Genomic DNA, 20,732 nt, shown 5'->3' on the forward strand with positions numbered 1-20,732 from the left:
GAGCAGATGTCACGCGACGGCAGGCCGACCGAGATCTTCGTCAGCTACTCCCCCGCCGACACGGCGTGGGCGACGTGGATCGCGTGGGAGCTGGAGGCCGCCGGGTACAAGACCATGATCCAGGCGTGGGACTTCGTCCCCGGGACGAACTTCATCGACTTCATGGATCGTGGCGTCAGCGAGGCGCAGCTCGTCGTGGCCGTGCTCTCGCGCCACTACCTCACCTCCCGCTACGGGCGCCTGGAGTGGCAGGCCGCGCTGCGCGCCGACCCCGACGACCCCTCGCGCAAGCTGGTCACGATCCGGCTGGAGGACGTCCAACTGGAGGGACTGCTGTCCACGATCACCTGGGTCGACCTGCTCGGCGTGACCGACGCCGGCCAGGCCAGGGCGCGGCTGCTCGGCCGCGTCGGCGAGGCGCTGGCCGGCCGGGCCAAGCCCGACGTGCCGCCCGCCTTCCCCACCGGCGCCCACGCCGGCGCGCAGGCGCCCGCCCCGACGCTGCCCGCCCCGGCCGAGCGCTCCCGGGCCCGCCGCACGCCGGTGACCGCCCCCAAGTTCCCGCCGGCGACCGGCCCCGACCACCGGCGAGAGTCGCTGAGCGTGCTGCACGTCGGCGGGCCCCGCTTCGGCCGGGCGCTGCCCGACCCGGGTGAGCCGTTCACCCCGGAGGACATGCAGGCGCGCATCTGGGCGGACCTCACCTCCATGTACGACCGGGGCATGCCACGGCCCGACCTCATCGTGGTCAGCGGCGACCTGACCGAGTCGGGCAGCCTCGGGCAGTTCGGGCAGGCCACCCGGTTCGTCACGGACCTGCGGCAGTTGCTCGGGCTGGAGCCGCACCGCCTCATCCTCGTGCCGGGCCCGCGCGATGTCACCAAGGCCGCCGCCAATGCCTACTTCATGACCTGTGAGGCCGACGACGTCAGCCCGCAGCCGCCGTACTGGCCGAAGTGGCGCCACTTCGCCGGGCTGTTCGACGAGGTCTACCAGGGGCTGGACGACCGGGTCTTCGACGGCGGGCAGCCGTGGACGCTGTTCCAGGTGCCCGACCTCAAGGTGGTCGTGGCCGGGCTCAACTCCACCATGGCCATGAGTCACCTGGAGCGCGACGCGTACGCGCAGATCGGCGAGGCGCAGGCGGCCTGGTTCGCCGAGCGGCTGCGGCCGTACGAGGAGAGCGAGTGGCTGCGGCTGGGCGCGATGGGCCACCCGCCGTCGGCGCTGCGCGACGCGCCCATGTTCGACCGCCTGCTGTCACACCGGCTCAACCTGCTCTTCCACGGCGCCGGCCGCGCCCAGGGCCCGGAGGAGAACGGCGAGGCGGCCGTGGTGGCGCCCCGGCCGGGCCGCCACCACGTCGTCGAGATCATGCCCGGCGGCGTCCGCACGTGGGTGCCCGACCAGGAGCCCCGGCGGGCCTCGCGGAGCTGGCGGGCCGCCCGCGCCCCGTTCACCGGCGAGACCCCGCAGGTGCCGCGGCCCCGCCAGGAGCCGCCGGAGCGCGAGCCCAGCCCGGTCGAGCTGCTGCTCGACCGGATCGCCGAGGTGTGCGAGGCCCGGCACGAGCGCGCGCGCATCCGCCGCTTCCCCACCCATGTCGTCGTCACCCACCCCGACGACGGGTTCGTCCGGCTGACCATGATCGGCGCGCACGTGGGCCGGGTCGACGAGGCCGCCGCCGAGGCGTTCGCCCGGCAGGCCCACGCGGCCGGGCTGCAGGGCGAGCTGGTCTACCAGGGGCCGCCCCCCGAGCGCGCGCTGCGCGACGCGTTCCTGCGCAGAGGGGTGCTGCTGCGCAGCTTCACCGAGTTCCAGGGGCTGCTCGACCTGTCCGGCTACGTGGCCGAGCAGACCGCCCGGCTGGCCGGCGACCGCCGCTACCCGCCGGGGCTGTACGTCCCCCAGCGCTACCGCGAGCTGGACCGGCCCGGCCACCCGGTCAAGAACGGGCTCACCGACGAGCTGATGCGGCTGCTCGCCAGCGACCACGGCCGGTTCATGCTGCTGCTCGGCGACTTCGGCCACGGCAAGACGTTCGCGCTGCGCGAGCTGGCCCGGCGCATCCCGGCCGAGCTGCCCCACCTGACGCCGATCTTCATCGAGCTGCGGGCGCTGGACAAGTCGCACTCGGTGGACGCGCTCGTGGCGGCCCACCTGGCCACCCACGGCGAGGAGCTCATCGACCTCAAGGCGTTCCGCTACCTGCTCCGGCAGGGGCGCATCGTGCTGCTGTTCGACGGCTTCGACGAGCTGGTCGCCCGGCTCACCTACGACCGGGCCGCCGACCACCTGGCGACCCTGCTCGCCGCGGCCGAGGACAAGGCGAAGATCGTGGTCGCCAGCCGCACCCAGCACTTCAGGTCGCACGGGCAGGTGCTGCGCTCGCTCGGCGAGATGGTCGGGGTGCTGCCCCAGCGGCGGCTGCTCGCCGTCGAGAACTTCTCCCGCGACCAGATCAACTCCTACCTGGCCAACCGCTACGACGACGGCGACGAGGCGGCGGCGCGCATGTCGCTGCTGGAGAGCATCGAGGACCTGCTCGACCTGGCGCAGAACCCGCGCATGCTGAGCTTCATCGCCGACCTCGACGCCGAGCGGCTGCACACCGTGGTCCGGGCCCGCCACACCACCAGCCCCGCCCTGCTCTACCAGGAGATCCTGACGTCGTGGCTGATGTTCGAGGAGCGGCGGACGGCGCTGCCCGGCTCGGCCTCCGGTCTGAGCCTGGCCGAGCTGTGGCAGGCGGTGACGGCGCTGGCGCTGCGCCTGTGGGAGTCGGGCGAGGCGCTGCTCGGCGTGGAGGAGCTGACCGAGTTCGCCGAGACGCTGACGGACCTGGCGGGCGGCCAGTTGTCGGCCGCGCACACCGCGTACGCGATGGGCTCGGGCAGCCTGCTGGTCCGCACCGAGGAGGGCATGTTCGGGTTCATCCACTCCTCGGTCATGGAGTGGCTGGTGGCCCGGCACGTCGCCGACACCCTCGACGACCCGGTGACGCTGACGCGGGGGCCGCTGACGCCGCTGAGCGTCGAGTTCCTGTGCGACCTGGCCGACGTACGGGCCCTGCGGGCGTGGCTGAACGACCCGCCCCCCGGGCACCACGCCGGGGCCAACGCCGTCAAGATCGCGGGACGGCTGCGCACCCCCGCGCAGGCCGACCTGCGCGGCGCCAACTTCAAGGGCGAGGACCTGTCGGAGCGCGACCTGCAGGAGGTCGACCTGACCGGCGCCGACCTGTCGGAGACGACGCTCGCCCGCACCAACCTGTCCAAGGCCGTGCTGCGCGACGCCAGGCTCACCGGGGCCCGGCTCGACGGAGCCCTGCTGACCGGGGCCGACCTGCGGGGCGCCGACCTGTCCGGCGCCCGGCTCATCCACACCGACCTGAGCGACGTGACCGCCGAGGGCGCCCGCTGGCACCGGGCGGCGCTCATCCACGTCACCGGCACGCTGCCGGAGCTGCCGGGCGCCGCCGTGGTGCCCGGCACACCGGTCGAGATCCAGCTCGCGCCCGCCGCCATCGGCGTCCCGTACGGCTACCACTTCCAGACCAGCCGGCTGCCCGAGCCCATCGCCTACAGCCCCGACGGCACGACGATCGCCATCGGCAACGAGGACGGCGGCGTGCTGCTCTGCGTGGGCGGCTCCCCCGCGCGCACCCTGCAGGGCCACCACGGCCGCGTCTACGCCGTCACCTTCGCCGGCGACCTGCTCGCCTCCGGCGCGAGCGACGGCAGCGTGCTGCTGTGGGACGCCGTGACCGGCACACTGCTGCGCCGGCTGGAGGGCCACCCCGACGGGGTGTGGCCGGTACGGCTCGGCCGCGGCGGAGAGCTGGTGGCCGCGGGCGGCGCCGACGGGATCGTCCGCGTCTGGGAGACCGCCACCGGCCGCGAGGCGCACCGCCTGGCCGGGCACCAGGCGCCCATCTACACGGCCTCGTTCGGGCACGCGGAGCTGGTGACGGGCGACTCCGCGGGCGTGGTGCGCGTCTGGGACCTCGGCTCCGGCGACGTGGTGGCCACCCTCGACGGCCATGGCGGCTCCGTCTACCGGGCGGTCCACAGCCCGGACGGCAGCCTGCTGGCCACCGGCGACGAGGCGGGCACCGTACGCCTGTGGGACACCGCGACGTGGACGCTGCGCGGCGCGCTCACCGGCCACGCCGGGTCCGTCTACTGCGTCGCCTTCTCCCCCGACGGCACGCTGCTCGCGACCGGCGACACGGCCGGCGCCGTACGCCTGTGGGACCCGGTCGCGGCCGAGCCGCGCGGCCCGCACACGGTCCACTCCGCGAGCGTCTACCAGGTGACGTTCAGCCCCGACGGGCGCACCCTCGCCAGCGGCGACTCCGGCGGCGTCGTCCGTCTCCAGGAGACGGGCGGCACGGCCCGCGTCGAGCTGACCGGCCACCGCAGCTCCGTCTGGCCGTTCGCCTACCGCCCCGACGGCCAGCAGCTCGCCACCAGCAGCAACGACGGCACCGTGCGCCTGTGGGACCCGCCGACCGGCAAGTGCCAGCGGGTCCTGCGCGGCCACGGCAGGCGCATCTCCTCGGTCCGCTTCAGCGCCGACGGCACCATGCTCGCCACCAGCGGCAACGACGGTGTCGTACGCGTGTGGGAGGCGGCCACGGGCCGGCGGCTGCGCGAGTTCACGGGCACCGCGGACCGGCTGGTCTCCGCGCTGTTCTCACCGGCCGGCCCCGTGCTCGCCACCTCCAGCAACGACGGCGGCGTGCACTTCTGGAACGCCATCACCGGCGAGTACGAGCGCGAGCTCAACGCCGAGACCGACCACGTGTGGGCCGAGGCGTTCAGCCCCGACGGCACGCTCCTGGCCACCGCCAACGACGACGACAGCGTGCGCGTGTGGTACCGCGCGACCGGCCGCATGGTCAGCGACCTGGCCGACCACCGGGGCCGGGTCCGTTCGATCGCGTTCAGCCCGGACGGCCGGTACGTGGCGACGGGCTGCGACGACCGGCTGGTCCGCATCTGGCACGTCGAGTCCGGTGACCGGGTGGCCACCCTCGAAGGGCACACCGACCGGGTGTACGCGGTCGTCTTCTCGCCGTCGGGCCGCTACCTGGCCAGCGCCAGCAACGACGGCATGGCGCGGGTGTGGGAGCTGCGGCCCGGCCGGCCCTGGCAGCCGGTGCTCAGGCACACCCTGGAGGAGCACACCGGGCGGCTGTGGTCGGTCGCCTTCGACCTCACCGGGGAGCGCCTGGCGACCGGCGGCGACGACCTGACCGTACGCGTGTGGGACACGATCACCGGGCGGCTGCTCCACTCGCTGAAGGGGCACACGCGGCGGGTGTGGTCGGTCGCCTACAGCCCGTCCGACCCGGACCTGCTGGCCACGGCCGGGGACGACGGCGTGGTGATCCTGTGGAGAGGCGAGAGCCGCCACGCCACGCTGCTCGGTTTACCGGAGGGATGGGCGGCGCTGTCGCCGGGCGGCCGGTACAAGGTGGAGGGGGAGGTGGCGGGACAGTTCTGGCACGTGATCGGGATGTCGAGGTTCGAGCCGGGGGAGCTGGACCCGTACCTGCCGGACGTCCGCCCGGTGCCCCTCGACAGCCCGTTCTGACCGCTCGGGCCTCTGACTGAGCCTCGGTGAGGGGCTTGGCGGGGCCTGAGGGGCCTCGTAAGGGCCTGGCGGGGTCAGCCCTTCCCCTTGCCGCCCCGCCCCTTCGGCCGCCCGCCGCGGCGCCGTACGGGCCCGCCCTGGGCGTTGGACGGCCCGTCGTGCCGCTGGGCACGGCCGCCCGTGCGTCCGGCCTCCTCCGCGCCCCAGTGCGCGGGACGGGTGAGCGTCGGCGGGATCTTCGTGGCGGCGTCGCCGCGGGCCGAGTTGAGCTGCGGCTGGGTCAGGAAGACGCTGCCCCTGAGGTCGGCCCCGGCGAGGTCGGCCCCTCTGAGGTCGGCTCCGATCAGGTCCGCCAGCCTCAGGTCCGCTCCCCTGAGGTCGGCCCCGATGAGGTAGGCGCCCCGCAGGTCGGCGCCGTGCAGGTCGGCTCCCCGCAGGCGGGCCCCGATGAGGTCCGCGCCCCGCCGGTCCTTCCCGCGGTCACGTCCCTGTCCGGTCGCCCGCGCGGGTGCCCGTACGAGCTCGCTCACGCGCAGCAGCAGCGGGTTGACCTCGGCGCGCCGCGCGGCCACGTCGAGCTCGGCCAGCGCCTCCGGGCCGAGCCGGGTGAGCGCGTCGATCTCGTCCCGCGCCCGCCGGACCTCGTCGTGCGCCGGCGCGGCATCGGGCAGCGCCAGCGCCTCCGTGAGGTACCACAGCAGCTCGTGGAGCTGCCGCACGACGGGGAACACCGCGAACATCCGCCCGGCCGTGCCCGGCGCGCTCCGCCAGTCCTGCCCGCCGAAGGTGATCTGGGAGACCTTCTGGCCCGCGCCGAAGCAGTCGTACACCGTGCAGCCCGGGTATCCCTCCTGGCGGAGGTGCTGGTGGATGCCGCACCGGAAGTCGTCCTGGAGGTTGTGGCAGGGCCGGCCGGCGCCCTTGTCGACGGCGAAGTCGGCGGATCTGGCGAACGGCAGGGCCACGCAGCACAGGGCGAAACAGCTCCCGCAGCCGGCCCGCAGCTCCGGTCGATCCGGTGCCGGGCGAACGCCCTGCGCCCCGGCCTCCTGGCCCGTGTGCCCGACCGACATGTACCGCCCCGCCCCCCGAACCGAACTCCCGCACATCCTACCGGCGCGGTGAACAGCGTCGTTCGCGCCGGCTCCGAGCCCCCGGCTCACGATCGTCCGCGGACGCCCGGCCGTGTCCCGGCCAGGAACGCCTGCCCCGTCAGCCGCGGGCGGCCCGGTGCAGGAGGTCGTCCCACACCTCGGCCACCCTGGTCGCCAGCTCGTCGAGCGTGCCCTCGTTCGGGATGACGATGTGCGCGACCGCGAGCCGCTCGTCGCGTCCGGCCTGGGCGGCGATGCGGGCCCGGGCGTCGCTCTCGGGCATGCCGCGGTGCTCGGCCAGACGGGCGACGCGGACCTCGTCGGCGGCGTCCACGACGATCACCACGTCGTACATCGGAGCCAGCTTGTTCTCGGCCAGCAGCGGCACGTCGTACACCACGATCGCGTCGTCGGCCGCCTGCCCCTGCAGCTCCGCGACCCGCTCCCCCACGAGGGGATGCACGATCGCGTTGAGCGCGGCGAGCCGGTCTGGGTCGTGGAAGACGATCGAGCCCAGTTTCTCCCGATCGAGCGAGCCGTCGGGCCGCAGCACCTCCTCGCCGAACGCCGCCACCACCCGCGCCAGCCCCGGCGTGCCCGGCTCGACGACCTCACGGGCGATCTTGTCAGCGTCGATCACCACGGCGCCTCTGGCGGCCAGCCGCCGCGACACCTCGCTCTTGCCCGACCCGATGCCGCCGGTCAATCCGATCTTCAGCACCCGCAAAGCCTATCCAGCCTCCTCGTCCGCGCTCACCGCCGCAGATGGACCAGCGTCAGGTGGTCGTCCATGCGCTCGCGGCGGGTCTCCCGGTAGCCGAGGCGGCGGTAGAGCCGCAGGTTGCCGTCGGACAGGTGGCCGGTGAACAGGTCGAACGCCGACGCCTCCGGCACCTGCTCGTGCAGCGCCCGTAACAGAGCGGTGCCCAGCCCCTCACCCTGCCGGTCGGGGGCTACGACGAGCCGCCCGACCCGGCAGGTGGCGCCGGACAGGCGGCCACGCACGGACCCGACGACCCGCCCCGCGTCGACGGCCTTGAGCACGACGCCGTCGCGGATGGCCGCGCGGACCTGCTGGAGGGACTCGACGAGGGGCGGGATGAACGGATCGCCGTAGAGCTGGGCCTCGGTGACGTACGCGGCCCGCTGCACCGTGAGAATCTCGCCCGCGTCGGCCTCCTCGGCCCGCTGGATCTCCACGCCCAGCACCCTAGCCGAGGCCCCTGACGCTGTGCACAGTCCCGCGCACGCTCCCGGCCCCACCGCCCCGACGGCCCAGCCTGCCGCGCGGCCCTGCCCGTCAGGCCGGCACGCCCGTCAGGCGAGCATGCCCGTCAGGCGAGCATGCCGAAGAATGTCCGCAGGCTCTCCACCAGCGACTCCGGCGCCGCCATGGCCACCATGTGGCTGGGGCTCCGGTGACCACCCCAGTGGATGATCTTGTTCTTGCGTTCGGCGACGCGCCGCATCAGCGGGATGGCCGTGTGGGACACGCCGGTCGGCACGGCGGTCTGGTCGATCGGCATCCCGGCCGCACCCTCGTAGTAGGTCCACGACGACGACCCGCCGGTGCCGGTCAGCCAGTAGATGCTGGCGTTGGTGAGCAGCAGGTCGCGTGCGATCGGCTCGGCCACCTCGCCGGTGGGCCAGCCGTCGAACTCCTTGAACCTCTCCACCAGGTACGCGAGCTGCGCCACCGGCGAGTCGGCGAACCCGTGGGCGAGGGTCTGCGGCCGGGCGGCCAGGTACGGGCCGTAACCGCTCTGCCCCGCGATCGCCCGTCCCAGCTCCGCCAGCTCCGCCAGCTCCTCGGCGCCGGCGCCGTCCAGCTCGGCCGGGTCGCCGGTGGGGATGCCGAGACCGGCCGTGATGTGCGAGCCGATCACGTGCTCGGCGTCGAGGAGGGCCAGCCGGGGCGTCACCACCGCCCCGGCGTCGTTGCCGTGCGCGCCGTAACGCCGGTAACCGAGCCGGCCCATCAGCTCGGCCCAGGTACGGGCCACGCGCTCGATGCTCCACGGCCGCTCGTCGGCGGGTTCGGGGAACGGCGAGAAGCCGAAGCCGGGCAGGGACGGCGCCACCACGTGAAATGCGACGGCGGGGTCGAGCCCATGGGCGCGAGGGTCGGTGAGCGGGCCCATGACGTCCAGGAACTCGGCGACGGAGTTGGGCCAGCTGTGGGTGAGGAGCAGCGGCAGCGCGCAGGGCTCGGGCGAGCGTACGTGCGCGAAGTGGATCGTCTGTCCGTCGATCTCGGTGGTGAACTGCGGCCACCCGTTGAGCCGCGCCTCCTGCGCCCGCCAGTCGAAGCCGTCGGCCCAGTACGCGGCCAGCTCGCGCAGGTGGTCCACCGGGACGCCCCTGCTCCAGCCACCGGGCAACTGCCCGGCCCAGCGGGTGCGGCGCAGACGGTCACGCAGGTCGTCGAGGTCGGCTTGGGGGACGTCGATCAGGAAGGGCTTCATGGTCCCACACTAGGAACCATTGCGGAACATTTCGTTCCGCAATCTCCGGCCTTCCGTCAGACGGGCTCTCCGACATCAAGGGGGGCCATGGAAGGCCGCCTGCTGCTCGCCCAGGAACAACTCGCGGAACGGGCCCGCGTGTCCGTGCGCCGCGTCAGAACGAGCCGCCTTCATGGTGATCACGCTCGGGCATGGCTTTGGCACCGCTCTACCCGCCCTGGAGCGGCCGTTCGCAGCGGCCGGCCCAGGTGATCGGTCCGTCGCGCTGCCCGGGTGCGCCCGTGACGGCGACGCCGCCACCGTGCGTGAAGCCCGCTCGCGGTAGCCGGCACGCAGCCGGTCGTGAGGGCCGCGGCTCTCGTGATCATTTCCGCTGTCGAAGCAAGATCTCACAACAGAGAAGCCCCGAGCGTGGTCAGCGATACGACCGGGCCGCCGGCGGAAGCGGGCCGGAACGCGGGAAGCCCCGCACGGATGATCCGTGCGGGGCTTCCCTCAGAACTTGCCTGCGTCAGGACTTGCCTGCGCGCCGGCTACTACCTCAGCTCTGACCGCCGGCGAGCTTCTCGCGCAGAGCCGCGAGCGCCTCGTCGGAGGCGAGGGCGCCACCGGCCGGAGCGGAGGAGGAGCTGCTCGACGGAGCCGCGGACTCGCCGGTGTAGGTCGAGGGAGCGGCCTCGCCGGCCTCCGCCTCGGCCTTGCGGGCCTCCTCGATCTGCTTCTTGTGGGCCTCGAAGCGAGTCTGGGCCTCGGCGTACTGCCGCTCCCACTCCTCGCGCTGCTTGTCGAAGCCCTCGAGCCACTCCCCGGTCTCCGGGTCGAAGCCCTCCGGGTAGATGTAGTTGCCCTGGTCGTCGTAGGTCGCCGCCATGCCGTACAGCGTCGGGTCGAACTCGACCTCGGCGCCGCTGACACCCTCGTTGGCCTGCTTCAGCGAGAGGCTGATGCGACGGCGGTCGAGGTCGATGTCGATGATCTTCACGAAGATCTCGTCGCCGACCTGGACGACCTGCTCCGGAATCTCCACGTGGCGCTCGGCCAGCTCGGAGATGTGGACCAGGCCCTCGATGCCCTCCTCGACCCGGACGAACGCGCCGAACGGCACCAGCTTGGTGACGCGGCCCGGCACGACCTGGCCGATCTGGTGGGTGCGGGCGAACTGCTGCCACGGGTCTTCCTGGGTGGCCTTGAGCGACAGGGAGACGCGCTCGCGCTCCATGTCGACGTCGAGGACCTCGACCGTGACCTCCTGGCCGACCTCGACGACCTCGGAGGGGTGGTCGATGTGCTTCCAGGACAGCTCGGACACGTGGACCAGGCCGTCGACGCCGCCGAGGTCCACGAACGCGCCGAAGTTGACGATCGAGGAGACGACGCCCTTGCGGACCTGACCCTTCTGGAGGGTGTTGAGGAACGTCTGGCGAACCTCGGACTGCGTCTGCTCAAGCCAGGCACGACGCGACAGAACCACGTTGTTGCGGTTCTTGTCGAGCTCGATGATCTTCGCCTCGAGCTCGCGGCCGACGTACGGCTGCAGGTCGCGGACACGGCGCATCTCGACCAGGGACGCCGGAAGGAAGCCACGGAGGCCGATGTCGAGGATGAGACCACCCTTGACGACCTCGATGACGGTGCCGGTGACGATGCCGTCCTCGTCCTTGATCTTCTCGATCGTGCCCCAAGCCCGCTCGTACTGAGCGCGCTTCTTGGACAGGATCAGGCGGCCCTCCTTGTCCTCCTTCTGGAGAACCAGGGCTTCGACGTGCTCGCCGACCTCCACGACGTCAGCAGGATCGACATCGTGCTTGATCGAAAGCTCGCGCGAGGGAATGACACCCTCGGTCTTGTAGCCGATATCGAGAAGGACCTCGTCTCGATCGACCTTGACGACGGTGCCCTCGACGATGTCGCCGTCGTTGAAGTACTTGATGGTCTCATCGATCGCGGCGAGGAAGGCTTCCTCGGACCCGATGTCGTTGACCGCTACCTGCGGGGTGCTCGAGGTGGCCTCAGTGCTGGACGTCATGTGTGGAATTGCTCCGAACGCGGACAGGATGTCGATGTGGCGGACGCGCGGCAGGCCCTCTTCCGCATCAAGCCGAGGAGTTACGACATCGACGTGACCGAGCGCGAGCCCGCTCCGTCTGAGGCGCGCGCGAGCCCACAGCGCAGCGATCAGCATATGAGACCAGGAGCATCGGGTCAATCCAAGGGACGCGTGGCCTGATCAATAGGCGTTGACACGGCCGTTCCACTTGGCGTCGATATTACCCCGAAGTCGCGACGGGATGGAGATCCGGCTCGGGTCGCCGTCGGACACGTAACGCTCACCGGCGTGCTTGTCCAGCCATTCCAGCCAGTACTGCGAGCACCACTTCCGGCACTCGCCCTTCTTGCCGTTGCTCTGGATGCGCTGGATCGCGCCGCGCGTGAAATTTTTCGCGTAGGGCGAACGCGACGGCTCCGCCCCGGCCAGGAAGACCCCCGCGAAGTCGTAACGCGTGCCGTCCCACTTCCCGGTGCGGGCCAGCCCGCGCGGGTGCGGCGCCACCCCGAAGGGCAGGGCGAGCGTCCGCGGCGTGCCCGCGCCGAGCTTCTCCAGCATCCGCTGGACCCTGCCGATCTGCTTCTGGACCTTCTTCTTCGACAGCACGCCGAGGTTGGGGTGGGACCAGGTGTGGTTGGCCACCTCGAACCCGTGGCCGACCAGCCAGCGCACGGCCGCCGCCTGCGCCGCCTCGTCACGCAGCCCGAACGGCTCGCGGTTGACCCAGAACGTGGCCGTGGGCCGGAACGACGGATAGCGCCGGGCCACGTCGAGGATGACCCCCGCGGCGGTGTCCGGCACGGGGTTGCCGGAGGCGTCCAGCCTGAAGTGGCTCTCGTGGCCGTCGTCGAAGGTCAGCACGACGGGGAAGCGCCCGGCGGGCACCCGGATGTCGCCGGTGGCGAACTCGGCGGCCGTGATCGGCACGTAGCCCCGCTTGGCCAGCGCCTCCAGCTCCTGCCGGAGCTGCTTGGGGGTGCGGTCGATGGAGGCGTGGCGCTTGGCGATGATGCGGTGGTACATCAGCACCGGCACCATGCCGGCCTCGTTGGCCTTCACCTGGCGGGCGAACTCTGGCGTGGCCGCCACCCCGGGCGGCTGCCCGGCCGTCGAGGACGGCGAGGGGCCCGGTGAGGGCGTCCCGGCGGGGGCGGTGGGGTCCTGGGGCGGCTGCTCGGTCGGCGGCGCCGCCAGGGCCGCCTGAGGCCGCGGGACGGGCTCACCGGAGGAGGGGACGACCGTCAGCCCGACGACGGCCACGGCCATCACCACGACGTTCGCGACGCCGATGAGGGGGCCGACGATCGGGGGGAGGGACGAGACTGACCGCACAGAACTCCCGTGCACTCGGGGGACCTGAATTTCAGGGTAGTGCAGAGCCGCCCGGAGAACGGCCCTCCGTACAGAGGCCCCACTTCCCGGCCATACACGGGTGAAACAGCCGTGAAGGGAAGCGGCGCCTGTTACTCAGACAACCGGACAGCCGCTTTGGTTCGGACCTCTGCCGGACGCCGCCCGCAGGCCGCCCGGTGTCGGAGATCTGTCCGGCCGCGCACATGGCGCGTACATGCGCGCTCGCCGCGGCTCGGACAGCGGGCCCGGTCCTTCGAGATCTCCCGGCACGGCTTCCATGAGTTCGCCGAGGTCCCGGCCGAGCACATGGAGCGTTCAGAGCGGACGGCGACCCGGCCGAGCGCACGGAGCGGACGCAGCGCCCGGAGCGGGCGGCGCCCGGGGAGGCCGGGGTGGGTCAGTGGCCTGCGTCCTCCCAGGTGCGGCCCACGCCGACCGAGACCTCCAGCGGCAGCCGCAGGTGGTAGGCGGCGTTCATCTGGTCGCAGACGAGCTGCCTGAGCGCCTCCAGCTCGCCGGGCGCCACCTCGAACACCAGCTCGTCGTGGACCTGCAGCAGCATCCGCGAGGCCAGGCCCTCCTCGGCGATGGCCTGGCGGACGTGCAGCATGGCGACCTTGATGATGTCGGCCGCCGAGCCCTGGATGGGGGCGTTGAGCGCCATCCGCTCGGCCATCTCGCGGCGCTGGCGGTTGTCGCTGGTCAGGTCGGGCAGGTAGCGGCGGCGGCCCATGATGGTCTCGGTGTAGCCGTCGGTGCGCGCCTGGCGGACGATGTCCTGCAGGAAGTCGCGCACGCCGCCGAACTCCTGGAAGTACTCCTCCTTGAGCGCCCGCGCCTCGGCCACCGGAATGTTGAGCTGGGTGGACAGCCCGAAGTCGGACAGCCCGTAGGCCAGGCCGTAGTTCATCGCCTTGATGCGCGCCCGCAGCTCGCCGTCGACCTGCTCCGGCGGCAGGCCGAAGACGCGCGCCGCGGTGGCCTGGTGGAAGTCGTGGCCGGACTCGAAGGCCGCGATCAGCGACTCGTCGCCGGACAGGTGCGCCATGATGCGCAGCTCGATCTGGCTGTAGTCGGCGGTGAGCAGCGTCTCGTAGCCCTCCCCCACCACGAAGCCCTGCCGGATGCGGCGGCCCTCGGCGGTGCGGATCGGGATGTTCTGGAGGTTGGGCTTCTCCGACGACAGCCGGCCGGTGGCGGCGATGATCTGGTTGAAGGTGGTGTGGATGCGCCCGTCGTCGGCGATCTCCTTGATGAGCCCCTCGACGGTGGTGCGCAGCTTCTGCTGGTCGCGGTGGCGCAGCATGATCGTGGGCAGCTCGTGCTCGGTCTGCGTGACGAGCCAGGCGAGCTGGTCGGCGTCCGTGCTGTAGCCCGTCTTGATCTTCTTGGTCTTGGGCAGGTTGAGCCGGACGAAGAGGATCTCCTGGAGCTGCTTGGGCGAGCCGAGGTTGAACTGCTCGCCGACGACCCGGTGGGCCTCCTCGGTGGCGTGCTTGACCGCGGCGCCGAACTCGGCCTCCAGGCCGGTGAAGTACGCGCTGTCGACGGCGATGCCGGCCCGCTCCATCTCGGCCAGCACGGTCACCAGCGGCAGCTCCACGTCGGCCAGCAGCTGGGTGCCGCCGCGCCCGGCCAGGAAGCCCTCCAGGGCCTCGGCCAGCTCGCGGACGGCGTGGGCGCGCAGCGCGAGGTCCTTGGCCGGGGCGTCCTCGTCGTCGCCGAACAGCGCGGCCTGACCGCCGGGCTCCTCCTCGGCCCGCAGGTCGCGGTTGAGGTAGCGGCGGGCGAGGTCCTCCAGCGTGAACGTGCGCTGCCCCGGCATGGCGAGGTAGGCGGCCAGGGCGGTGTCGCAGGAGAGCCCGCGCAGGGTCATCCCCTGCGCCCACAGGGCGAGGATCGGCCCCTTGGCGTCGTGGACGGCCTTGGGCCGGCTCTCGTCCTCCAGCCAGGCGCGCAGCGCGCTCTCGTCGGCCTCGGTGAGCTTGACCGGGTCGATGTGGGCGGCCGTGCCGTCGGGCGAGGCCACCGCGATGGCGTCGACGCGGCCGGTGCCGCGGCCGTAGGAGCCGCGGAAGGCGAGCCCGGCGCGGCCCGCGGGCATCGCGGCCAGCCAGCCGGCCACCCGGTCGGGGCCGAGGATGACGGTCTCGACCTCGAAGCCCTGGTCGGGCTCGCGCTCGCCGGTGCCGAGCGTCTTGAAGACGCGCTCGCGCAGCTCGCCGCGGATCTGCAGGGTGTCGAAGAGCTTGTTGACCTCCTCGCGCTCCCAGGCGCCCTGCTTGAGGTCGGTCAGCTCGACCTCCAGGGGCACGTCGCGCAGCAGCTCGGTGAGCCGGCGGTTCATGAGGACCTGGGCGACGTGCTCGCGCAGCTTGTCGCCCACCTTGCCCTTGACCTCGTCGACCCGGTCGACCAGCGCCGTCAGGGAGCCGAACTCGCGCACCCACTTGGCCGCGGTCTTCTCCCCCACGCTGGGGATGCTGAGCAGGTTGTCGCTGGGGTCGCCGCGCAGCGCCGCGAAGTCGGGGTACTGGACGGGCGTCAGGCCGTACTTCTCCTCGACCGCCTCCGGCGTGAACCGGGTCATGTCGCTGATGCCGCGGCGGGTCATGAGCACGGTGACGCGCTCGTCGACGAGCTGGAGCGCGTCGCGGTCGCCGGTGACGACGAGGACGTTCATGCCCTCGGCGGAGGCGCGCGTGGCCAGCGTGGCGATCAGGTCGTCGGCCTCGAAGCCGGCCTTGGACAGGTGCGGGATGCGGAGCGTGTCGAGCAGCTCGTAGATGAGCTGCATCTGGCCGCGGAAGTCCTCCGGGGTCTCGCTCCGGTTGGCCTTGTACGCGGAGTACTCCTCGTGCCGGAACGTGGGCTCGGACCGGTCGAAGGCCACGGCCACGTGCGAGGGCTGCTCGTCGCGCAGGATGTTGGTCAGCATCGAGGTGAACCCGTAGACCGCCTCGGTGTGCTGACCATCGGTGGTCATCAGGTTGGCGTCCTTCAGCGCGTAGAAGGCGCGGTAGGCCAAGGAGTGCCCGTCGAGCAGCAGCAGGCACGGTCGGCTGGGGGTCACTTCAACTTTCGCCACACCCGCAGCCTAGTCTGCGACTGCGACAGAAAACCCGAGCCCTGAAGACTGCCGGAAAGACTGGAGGCCTCCTCTTGACGCAGACGGACCCCGCCGAGTCGGCACTGCCGGACCCCGCCGAGTCGGCACAGCCGGACCCCGCCATGATCAGCATGTTCACGGCGGTCCACGAAGGGACGCTCCCCCACCGCATGGGCATCGAGTTCGTCGAGGCCGCCCCGGAGCGGGTGGTGGGCCGCATGCCGGTGGAGGGCAACACGCAGCCGTACGGGCTGCTGCACGGCGGCGCGTCCGCGGTGCTGGCCGAGACGCTCGGCTCGGTGGGCGCGGCGCTCCACGCGGGCCCGGAGCGCATCGCGGTCGGCATCGAGATCAACGCCACCCACCACCGCTCCGCCACCTCCGGCCACGTGACCGGCGTGGCGACGCGGCTGCACGGCGGCCGGACGCTGGCGACGTACCACATCGAGATCACCGACGACCAGGGACGACTCGTCTGCACGTCTCGTTTGACCTGCATGTTGCGCGATCGTTGAGCGCCACGCGCTCACGTCTCCCTTTGCGCAGGGGCCCCGTGGGTCGCTACCGTTGTGCCAGAGCAGAGCCCGCAGGGGTGACCGAGTAGATAACGTGTGAGGCCGGGGAAGCCCCGCACGGTCCCAAAGGTCGCCCCTCGGGCTCGTTCTCGTTCCGGGCCCGAAGTCCCGGCCCGCGAGCCTCCGCCCAGGGGGGCACTGTGTCACTGTCCCGTCGCACGACGCGCGTCACGTTAGCGGCTATTCACCACTTGACCTGCTACGTTGTTTGCTCACGCCTGCGACACGCACATGTCACTAATTGGTGACGGACGATAGTAAGGCACTCCTTCCCGCAATAAGCTCCCGCAACAGCATCCAGTTGTGCCTGCGATGCACGCGTGTCGAGATGGAGGGGAACCCACACCCCCCTTGACCTATAGAGGGAGCACCATTGCGCAGAGCCGTGATCGCGTTCACGGCCTTTCTGAGTGGACTCGTCCTCCTGCTCACCGCCCCGGCCCACGCGGCCGCGGCGGACCAGGGCCTGAGAGGGACACTCACATTCCAAGGCCAGCCAGTGAACGGCGTGAAGATCGTCGTGACCACCGAGAGCGGACAACCCGTGGCGGAGGTCACCAGTAACGCGCAAGGTACGTGGCAGGTGCCGGTGGACAAGCCCGGCAGATACAAGGTCACGCTGGATGTCGCCACGCTGCCCAAGAACGCGGCGGTCCGGGGCGGGAGCAACGTCCGCACCCTGAGCGTGTACGAGGGCAACATGTCCACCGCGCTGTTCGCGCTGCAGGCCAAGGGGGCTCCGGGCCAGCCCGCGGAGGAGGCGGCCGGCCAGAGCGGCTTCTGGACGCAGGCGGCGCAGCTCGCCTTCGAGGGCCTCAACCTGGGCCTCATCATCGCGCTCGCGGCGCTCGGCCTCTCACTCATCTACGGCACCACCGGCCTGACCAACTTCGCGCACGGCGAGCTGGTCACGCTCGGCGCCATCCTGGCCTACGCCGTCAACGTCGGCATGGGCGTGCACCTCATCCCCGCCGCGGTGATCGCGGTGATCCTCGCGGGCGGCCTCGGCTACGCGCAGGACAGGTTCTTCTGGGGACAGCTGCGCAAACGGGGCACCGGCACCATCGCCATGATGATCATCTCGATCGGCGTGGCGCTCTTCCTGCGCTATGTCTTCCTCATCTTCTTCGGCGGCCAGAACGAGGCGTACGCCCAGTACACCGCCCAGCCCGGCATCGAGATCGGCCCGATCTCGGCGGCGCCCAAGAACTTCGTCGCCATGGGCATCGAGCTGCTCGTCCTCGTCGTGGTCGGCTTCGCGCTGCTGCGCACCCGCACCGGCAAGGCCGCCCGCGCCGTCGCCGACAACCCGGCGCTGGCCTCCTCCTCGGGCATCAACGTCGACCGGGTCATCCGCATCATCTGGACCATGGGCGGCGCCATCGCCGCGCTGGCCGGCATCATGCTCGGCCTGTCGCAGAACCTGAAGTACACGATGGGCCAGGACATCCTGCTGCTCATCTTCGCCGGCGTCACGCTCGGCGGTCTCGGCACCGCGTTCGGCGCGCTCGTCGGCTCGCTCATCGTCGGCCTGTTCATCCAGCTGTCCACCCTGTGGGTGCCGCCGGAGCTCAAGTCCGTCGGCGCGCTGGCGGTGCTCATCATCGTGCTCCTCTTCCGGCCGCAGGGCATCCTGGGCCGCCGAGAGCGGATCGGCTGACGGGGGGAACCATGGACTGGGTAACGATCATCTCCACCACCGTCAAGGCCGCCGTAGGCGTCGAGACGGTGCTCTACGCGCTCGCCGCCATCGGCATCAACGTCCACTTCGGGTACACGGGCCTGCTGAACTTCGGGCAGTCGGCGTTCATGGCCGTGGCGGGCTACGGACTGGCGGTCACCGTCACCGTGCTCGGCCTGCCCTTCTGGATCGGCATCGGCGTCGGCCTGCTGGCCGCCGTCCTGCTGGCCGTCATCCTCGGCATCCCGACGCTGCGGCTGCGGGCCGACTACCTGGCCATCGTCACCATCGCCGCCGCCGAGATCATCCGGCTCGTCTTCCGGTCGGTGGCGTTCAAGGACGTCTTCGGCGGCTCCGACGGCCAGCGCGGCTTCTCCGAGGGCTTCTACGCGCTCAACCCGCTCCCCGAGGGCGACTACGGCTTCGGCTGGTTCACCTTCAACCACCGGGTGACCTGGGTGCTGCTGGTCGGCTGGGTGCTCATCGGCCTGTCCTGCCTCATCGTGTACCTGCTGATGAAGAGCCCGTGGGGCCGGGTGCTCAAGGCCATCCGCGAGGACGAGGACGCGGTGCGCAGCCTCGGCAAGAACATCTTCTCGTACAAGATGCAGTCGCTGATCCTGGGCGGCGTCATCGGCTCGCTGGGCGGCTTCATCTACGGTCTGGCGTTCGCCTCGGTGCAGCCCGACATCTTCGGCACCGAGACCACCTTCTTCGCCTACACGATCGTCATCCTCGGCGGCGCGGCGCGCGTCCTCGGCCCCGTCGTCGGCTCGATGATCTTCTGGGTGCTGCTGGTCCTGGTCAACGGCGTGCTCAGCGGCGCGGTCGAGGCGGGCTACCTGCCCTTCATGGAGCCCACCCAGGTGGGCCCCGTCCGCTTCCTCCTGGTCGGCGTGGGACTCGTCCTCTTGCTCGTCTACCGGCCACAGGGCATCTTCGGGGACAAGAGGGAGATTGCAATCGATGCACGCTGAAACCCATGCCGACGGCGGCACCGTGACGGCGGCGACCGGCCGCAAGTCCGAGGCCCAGGCCGCGTTCAAGGACCTCGCCCGCGACCCGGGCGTGCCCAAGCCCGACCCGATCCTGGTGATCGACAAGGTGGTGCGCCGCTTCGGCGGCCTGACCGCCGTCGAGGTGGAGCACGTCGAGATCCAGCGCGGCTCCATCACCGCGCTGATCGGCCCCAACGGCGCGGGCAAGACGACCTTCTTCAACCAGCTCACCGGCTTCGACACCGCGGACTCCGGCCAGTGGACGTTCAACGGCCGCGCGATGAACGGCGTGCCCGCCCACAAGGTGGCGCGCGCCGGCATGGTCCGCACCTTCCAGCTCACCAAGGCCCTGTCGCGGCTCACGGTGATGGAGAACATGCGGCTGGGCGCCCAGCAGCAGAAGGGCGAGGGCTTCTTCCGGGCGCTCGTGCCGAGCCTCTGGCGCGCGCAGGAGGACGAGATCACCGAGCGGGCCGAGGAGCTGCTCGCCAGGTTCAAGCTCGACGCCAAGCGCGACGACTTCGCCGGCTCGCTGTCGGGCGGCCAGCGCAAGCTGCTGGAGATGGCCCGCGCGCTCATGGTCCAGCCCGAGCTGGTCATGCTCGACGAGCCCATGGCCGGCGTCAACCCGGCGCTCACCCAGTCGCTGCTCGGCCACGTCAAGAACCTGCGCGAGCAGGGTATGACCGTGCTGTTCGTCGAGCATGACATGGACATGGTCCGCGACATCAGCGACTGGGTCATCGTCATGGCCCAGGGCTCGGTGATCGCCGAGGGCCCGCCGGACACCATCATGTCCGACCCGCGCGTCATCGACGCCTACCTGGGCGCGCACCACGACGCGCCGCTGTCGGAGACGGAGCTGGAGGAGCAGCTCCAGCAGGCGGAGGCGGCGCTCGAGGCCGAGATCGAGGAGGAGACTCAGAAGTGAACACCGTCCCCGAGTCCTCCGAGCCCGAGCAGACCGCTCAGGAGGCCCCCCAGAGCGCCGCCACGTCCCCCGTGACGGCGTCGGCGGGCGAGGCGTCCAAGCAGGCGGTCACCGACCGCAGCGCCCATCTGAAGGGCGCGGAGAGCGCCGTGCTCCGCTGCGACGAGCTGATCGCCGGCTACCTGCCGGGCGTCAACATCCTCAACGGCTCCGACCTGTACGTCGGCGACGGCGAGCTGATCGGCATCATCGGCCCCAACGGCGCCGGCAAGTCGACGCTGCTCAAGGCCATGTTCGGGCTCGTCAACATCCGCAGCGGCACGGTGCTGCTGAAGGGTGAGGACATCACCAACATGAAGGCGCACCAGCTGGTCTCGCGCGGCGTGGGCTACGTCCCGCAGACCAACAACGTCTTCCCCAGCCTCACCATCGAGGAGAACCTGGAGATGGGCGCCTTCCAGGTGCCCGGCAAGTTCAAGGAGCGCTTCGAGTTCGTCGCCGAGCTGTTCCCCGCCCTCAAGGAGCGGCGCAAGCAGCGCGCCGGCTCCCTGTCGGGCGGCGAGCGGCAGATGGTGGCCATGGCGCGGGCGCTCATGACCGAGCCGTCGGTGCTGCTGCTCGACGAGCCGTCGGCCGGCCTGTCGCCCAAGCTGCAGGACCTGGTGTTCATCCAGGCCCAGCAGATCAACAAGGCGGGCGTCACGGTCATCATGGTCGAGCAGAACGCCCGGCGCTGCCTGCAGATCTGCCACCGCGGCTACGTCCTGGACCAGGGCCGCAACGCCTACACCGGCACCGGCCGTCAGCTCGCCAACGACCCCAAGGTGATCGAGCTGTACCTCGGCACCCTGGCCAAGGCGTAGCGAGGACGTAACGGT

13 protein-coding genes are annotated in these 20,732 nt (G+C 71.5%); 6 read left to right on the plus strand and 7 right to left on the minus strand.

What is annotated here, in order from left to right; all coding sequences use genetic code 11:
• The first annotated feature begins 6 nt into the window (after positions 1–6).
• Complete coding sequence (locus AB0H64_RS39620) at positions 7–5,601, plus strand: TIR domain-containing protein (RefSeq protein ID WP_357635547.1); 5,595 nt, start codon at positions 7–9, stop codon at positions 5,599–5,601.
• 74 nt (positions 5,602–5,675) lie between these two features.
• On the opposite strand, the gene AB0H64_RS39625 is transcribed toward AB0H64_RS39620, so the two are convergent.
• From AB0H64_RS39625 to polA, 7 genes are all read right to left on the minus strand, one after another.
• On the minus strand, positions 5,676–6,674 hold the full coding sequence (locus AB0H64_RS39625; protein WP_357635550.1) for a pentapeptide repeat-containing protein: 999 nt from the start codon (positions 6,672–6,674) through the stop codon (positions 5,676–5,678).
• 139 nt (positions 6,675–6,813) lie between these two features.
• Entirely contained in the window at positions 6,814–7,416 is a 603-nt protein-coding gene (gene coaE, locus AB0H64_RS39630) for a dephospho-CoA kinase (protein WP_357635553.1), read from the minus strand.
• Positions 7,417–7,448: 32 nt separating this feature from the next.
• Positions 7,449–7,895: a GNAT family N-acetyltransferase gene (locus AB0H64_RS39635; RefSeq protein WP_357635555.1), complete on the minus strand. Its 447-nt coding sequence runs from the start codon at positions 7,893–7,895 to the stop codon at positions 7,449–7,451.
• Positions 7,896–8,029: 134 nt separating this feature from the next.
• Positions 8,030–9,160 (minus strand): epoxide hydrolase family protein, encoded by a 1,131-nt coding sequence (locus tag AB0H64_RS39640; protein WP_357635558.1) that lies wholly within the window; start codon positions 9,158–9,160, stop codon positions 8,030–8,032.
• A gap of 541 nt (positions 9,161–9,701) precedes the next feature.
• Entirely contained in the window at positions 9,702–11,186 is a 1,485-nt protein-coding gene (gene rpsA, locus AB0H64_RS39645; RefSeq protein ID WP_357635561.1) for a 30S ribosomal protein S1, read from the minus strand.
• A 201-nt stretch (positions 11,187–11,387) separates the two neighbouring features.
• Positions 11,388–12,539: a polysaccharide deacetylase family protein gene (locus AB0H64_RS39650; protein ID WP_357635563.1), complete on the minus strand. Its 1,152-nt coding sequence runs from the start codon at positions 12,537–12,539 to the stop codon at positions 11,388–11,390.
• Between the two features lie 418 nt (positions 12,540–12,957).
• Positions 12,958–15,648: a DNA polymerase I gene (gene polA, locus AB0H64_RS39655; protein WP_357635565.1), complete on the minus strand. Its 2,691-nt coding sequence runs from the start codon at positions 15,646–15,648 to the stop codon at positions 12,958–12,960.
• 152 nt (positions 15,649–15,800) lie between these two features.
• Between polA and AB0H64_RS39660 the strand changes: the two genes are divergently transcribed.
• From AB0H64_RS39660 to AB0H64_RS39680, 5 genes are all read left to right on the plus strand, one after another.
• The gene (locus tag AB0H64_RS39660) at positions 15,801–16,184 is read left to right on the plus strand and encodes a hotdog fold thioesterase (protein WP_310709484.1); all 384 of its coding nucleotides are present in this window, start codon (positions 15,801–15,803) and stop codon (positions 16,182–16,184) included.
• Between the two features lie 568 nt (positions 16,185–16,752).
• Positions 16,753–17,904, plus strand: coding sequence for a branched-chain amino acid ABC transporter permease (locus tag AB0H64_RS39665; protein WP_357635567.1), 1,152 nt, complete (start codon positions 16,753–16,755; stop codon positions 17,902–17,904).
• An 11-nt stretch (positions 17,905–17,915) separates the two neighbouring features.
• Positions 17,916–18,902 (plus strand): branched-chain amino acid ABC transporter permease, encoded by a 987-nt coding sequence (locus AB0H64_RS39670; protein WP_357635569.1) that lies wholly within the window; start codon positions 17,916–17,918, stop codon positions 18,900–18,902.
• Entirely contained in the window at positions 18,892–19,854 is a 963-nt protein-coding gene (locus AB0H64_RS39675) for an ABC transporter ATP-binding protein (RefSeq protein ID WP_357635571.1), read from the plus strand. Before AB0H64_RS39670 ends, AB0H64_RS39675 begins: the two co-directional genes overlap by 11 nt.
• 128 nt (positions 19,855–19,982) lie before the next feature.
• Complete coding sequence (locus AB0H64_RS39680; RefSeq protein ID WP_357635610.1) at positions 19,983–20,717, plus strand: ABC transporter ATP-binding protein; 735 nt, start codon at positions 19,983–19,985, stop codon at positions 20,715–20,717.
• Positions 20,718–20,732: the final 15 nt, after the last annotated feature.

It is taken from the genome of Nonomuraea sp. NPDC050733 (genome assembly GCF_040654215.1).
In the GTDB taxonomy this organism is placed as follows: Bacteria; Actinomycetota; Actinomycetes; order Streptosporangiales; family Streptosporangiaceae; genus Nonomuraea.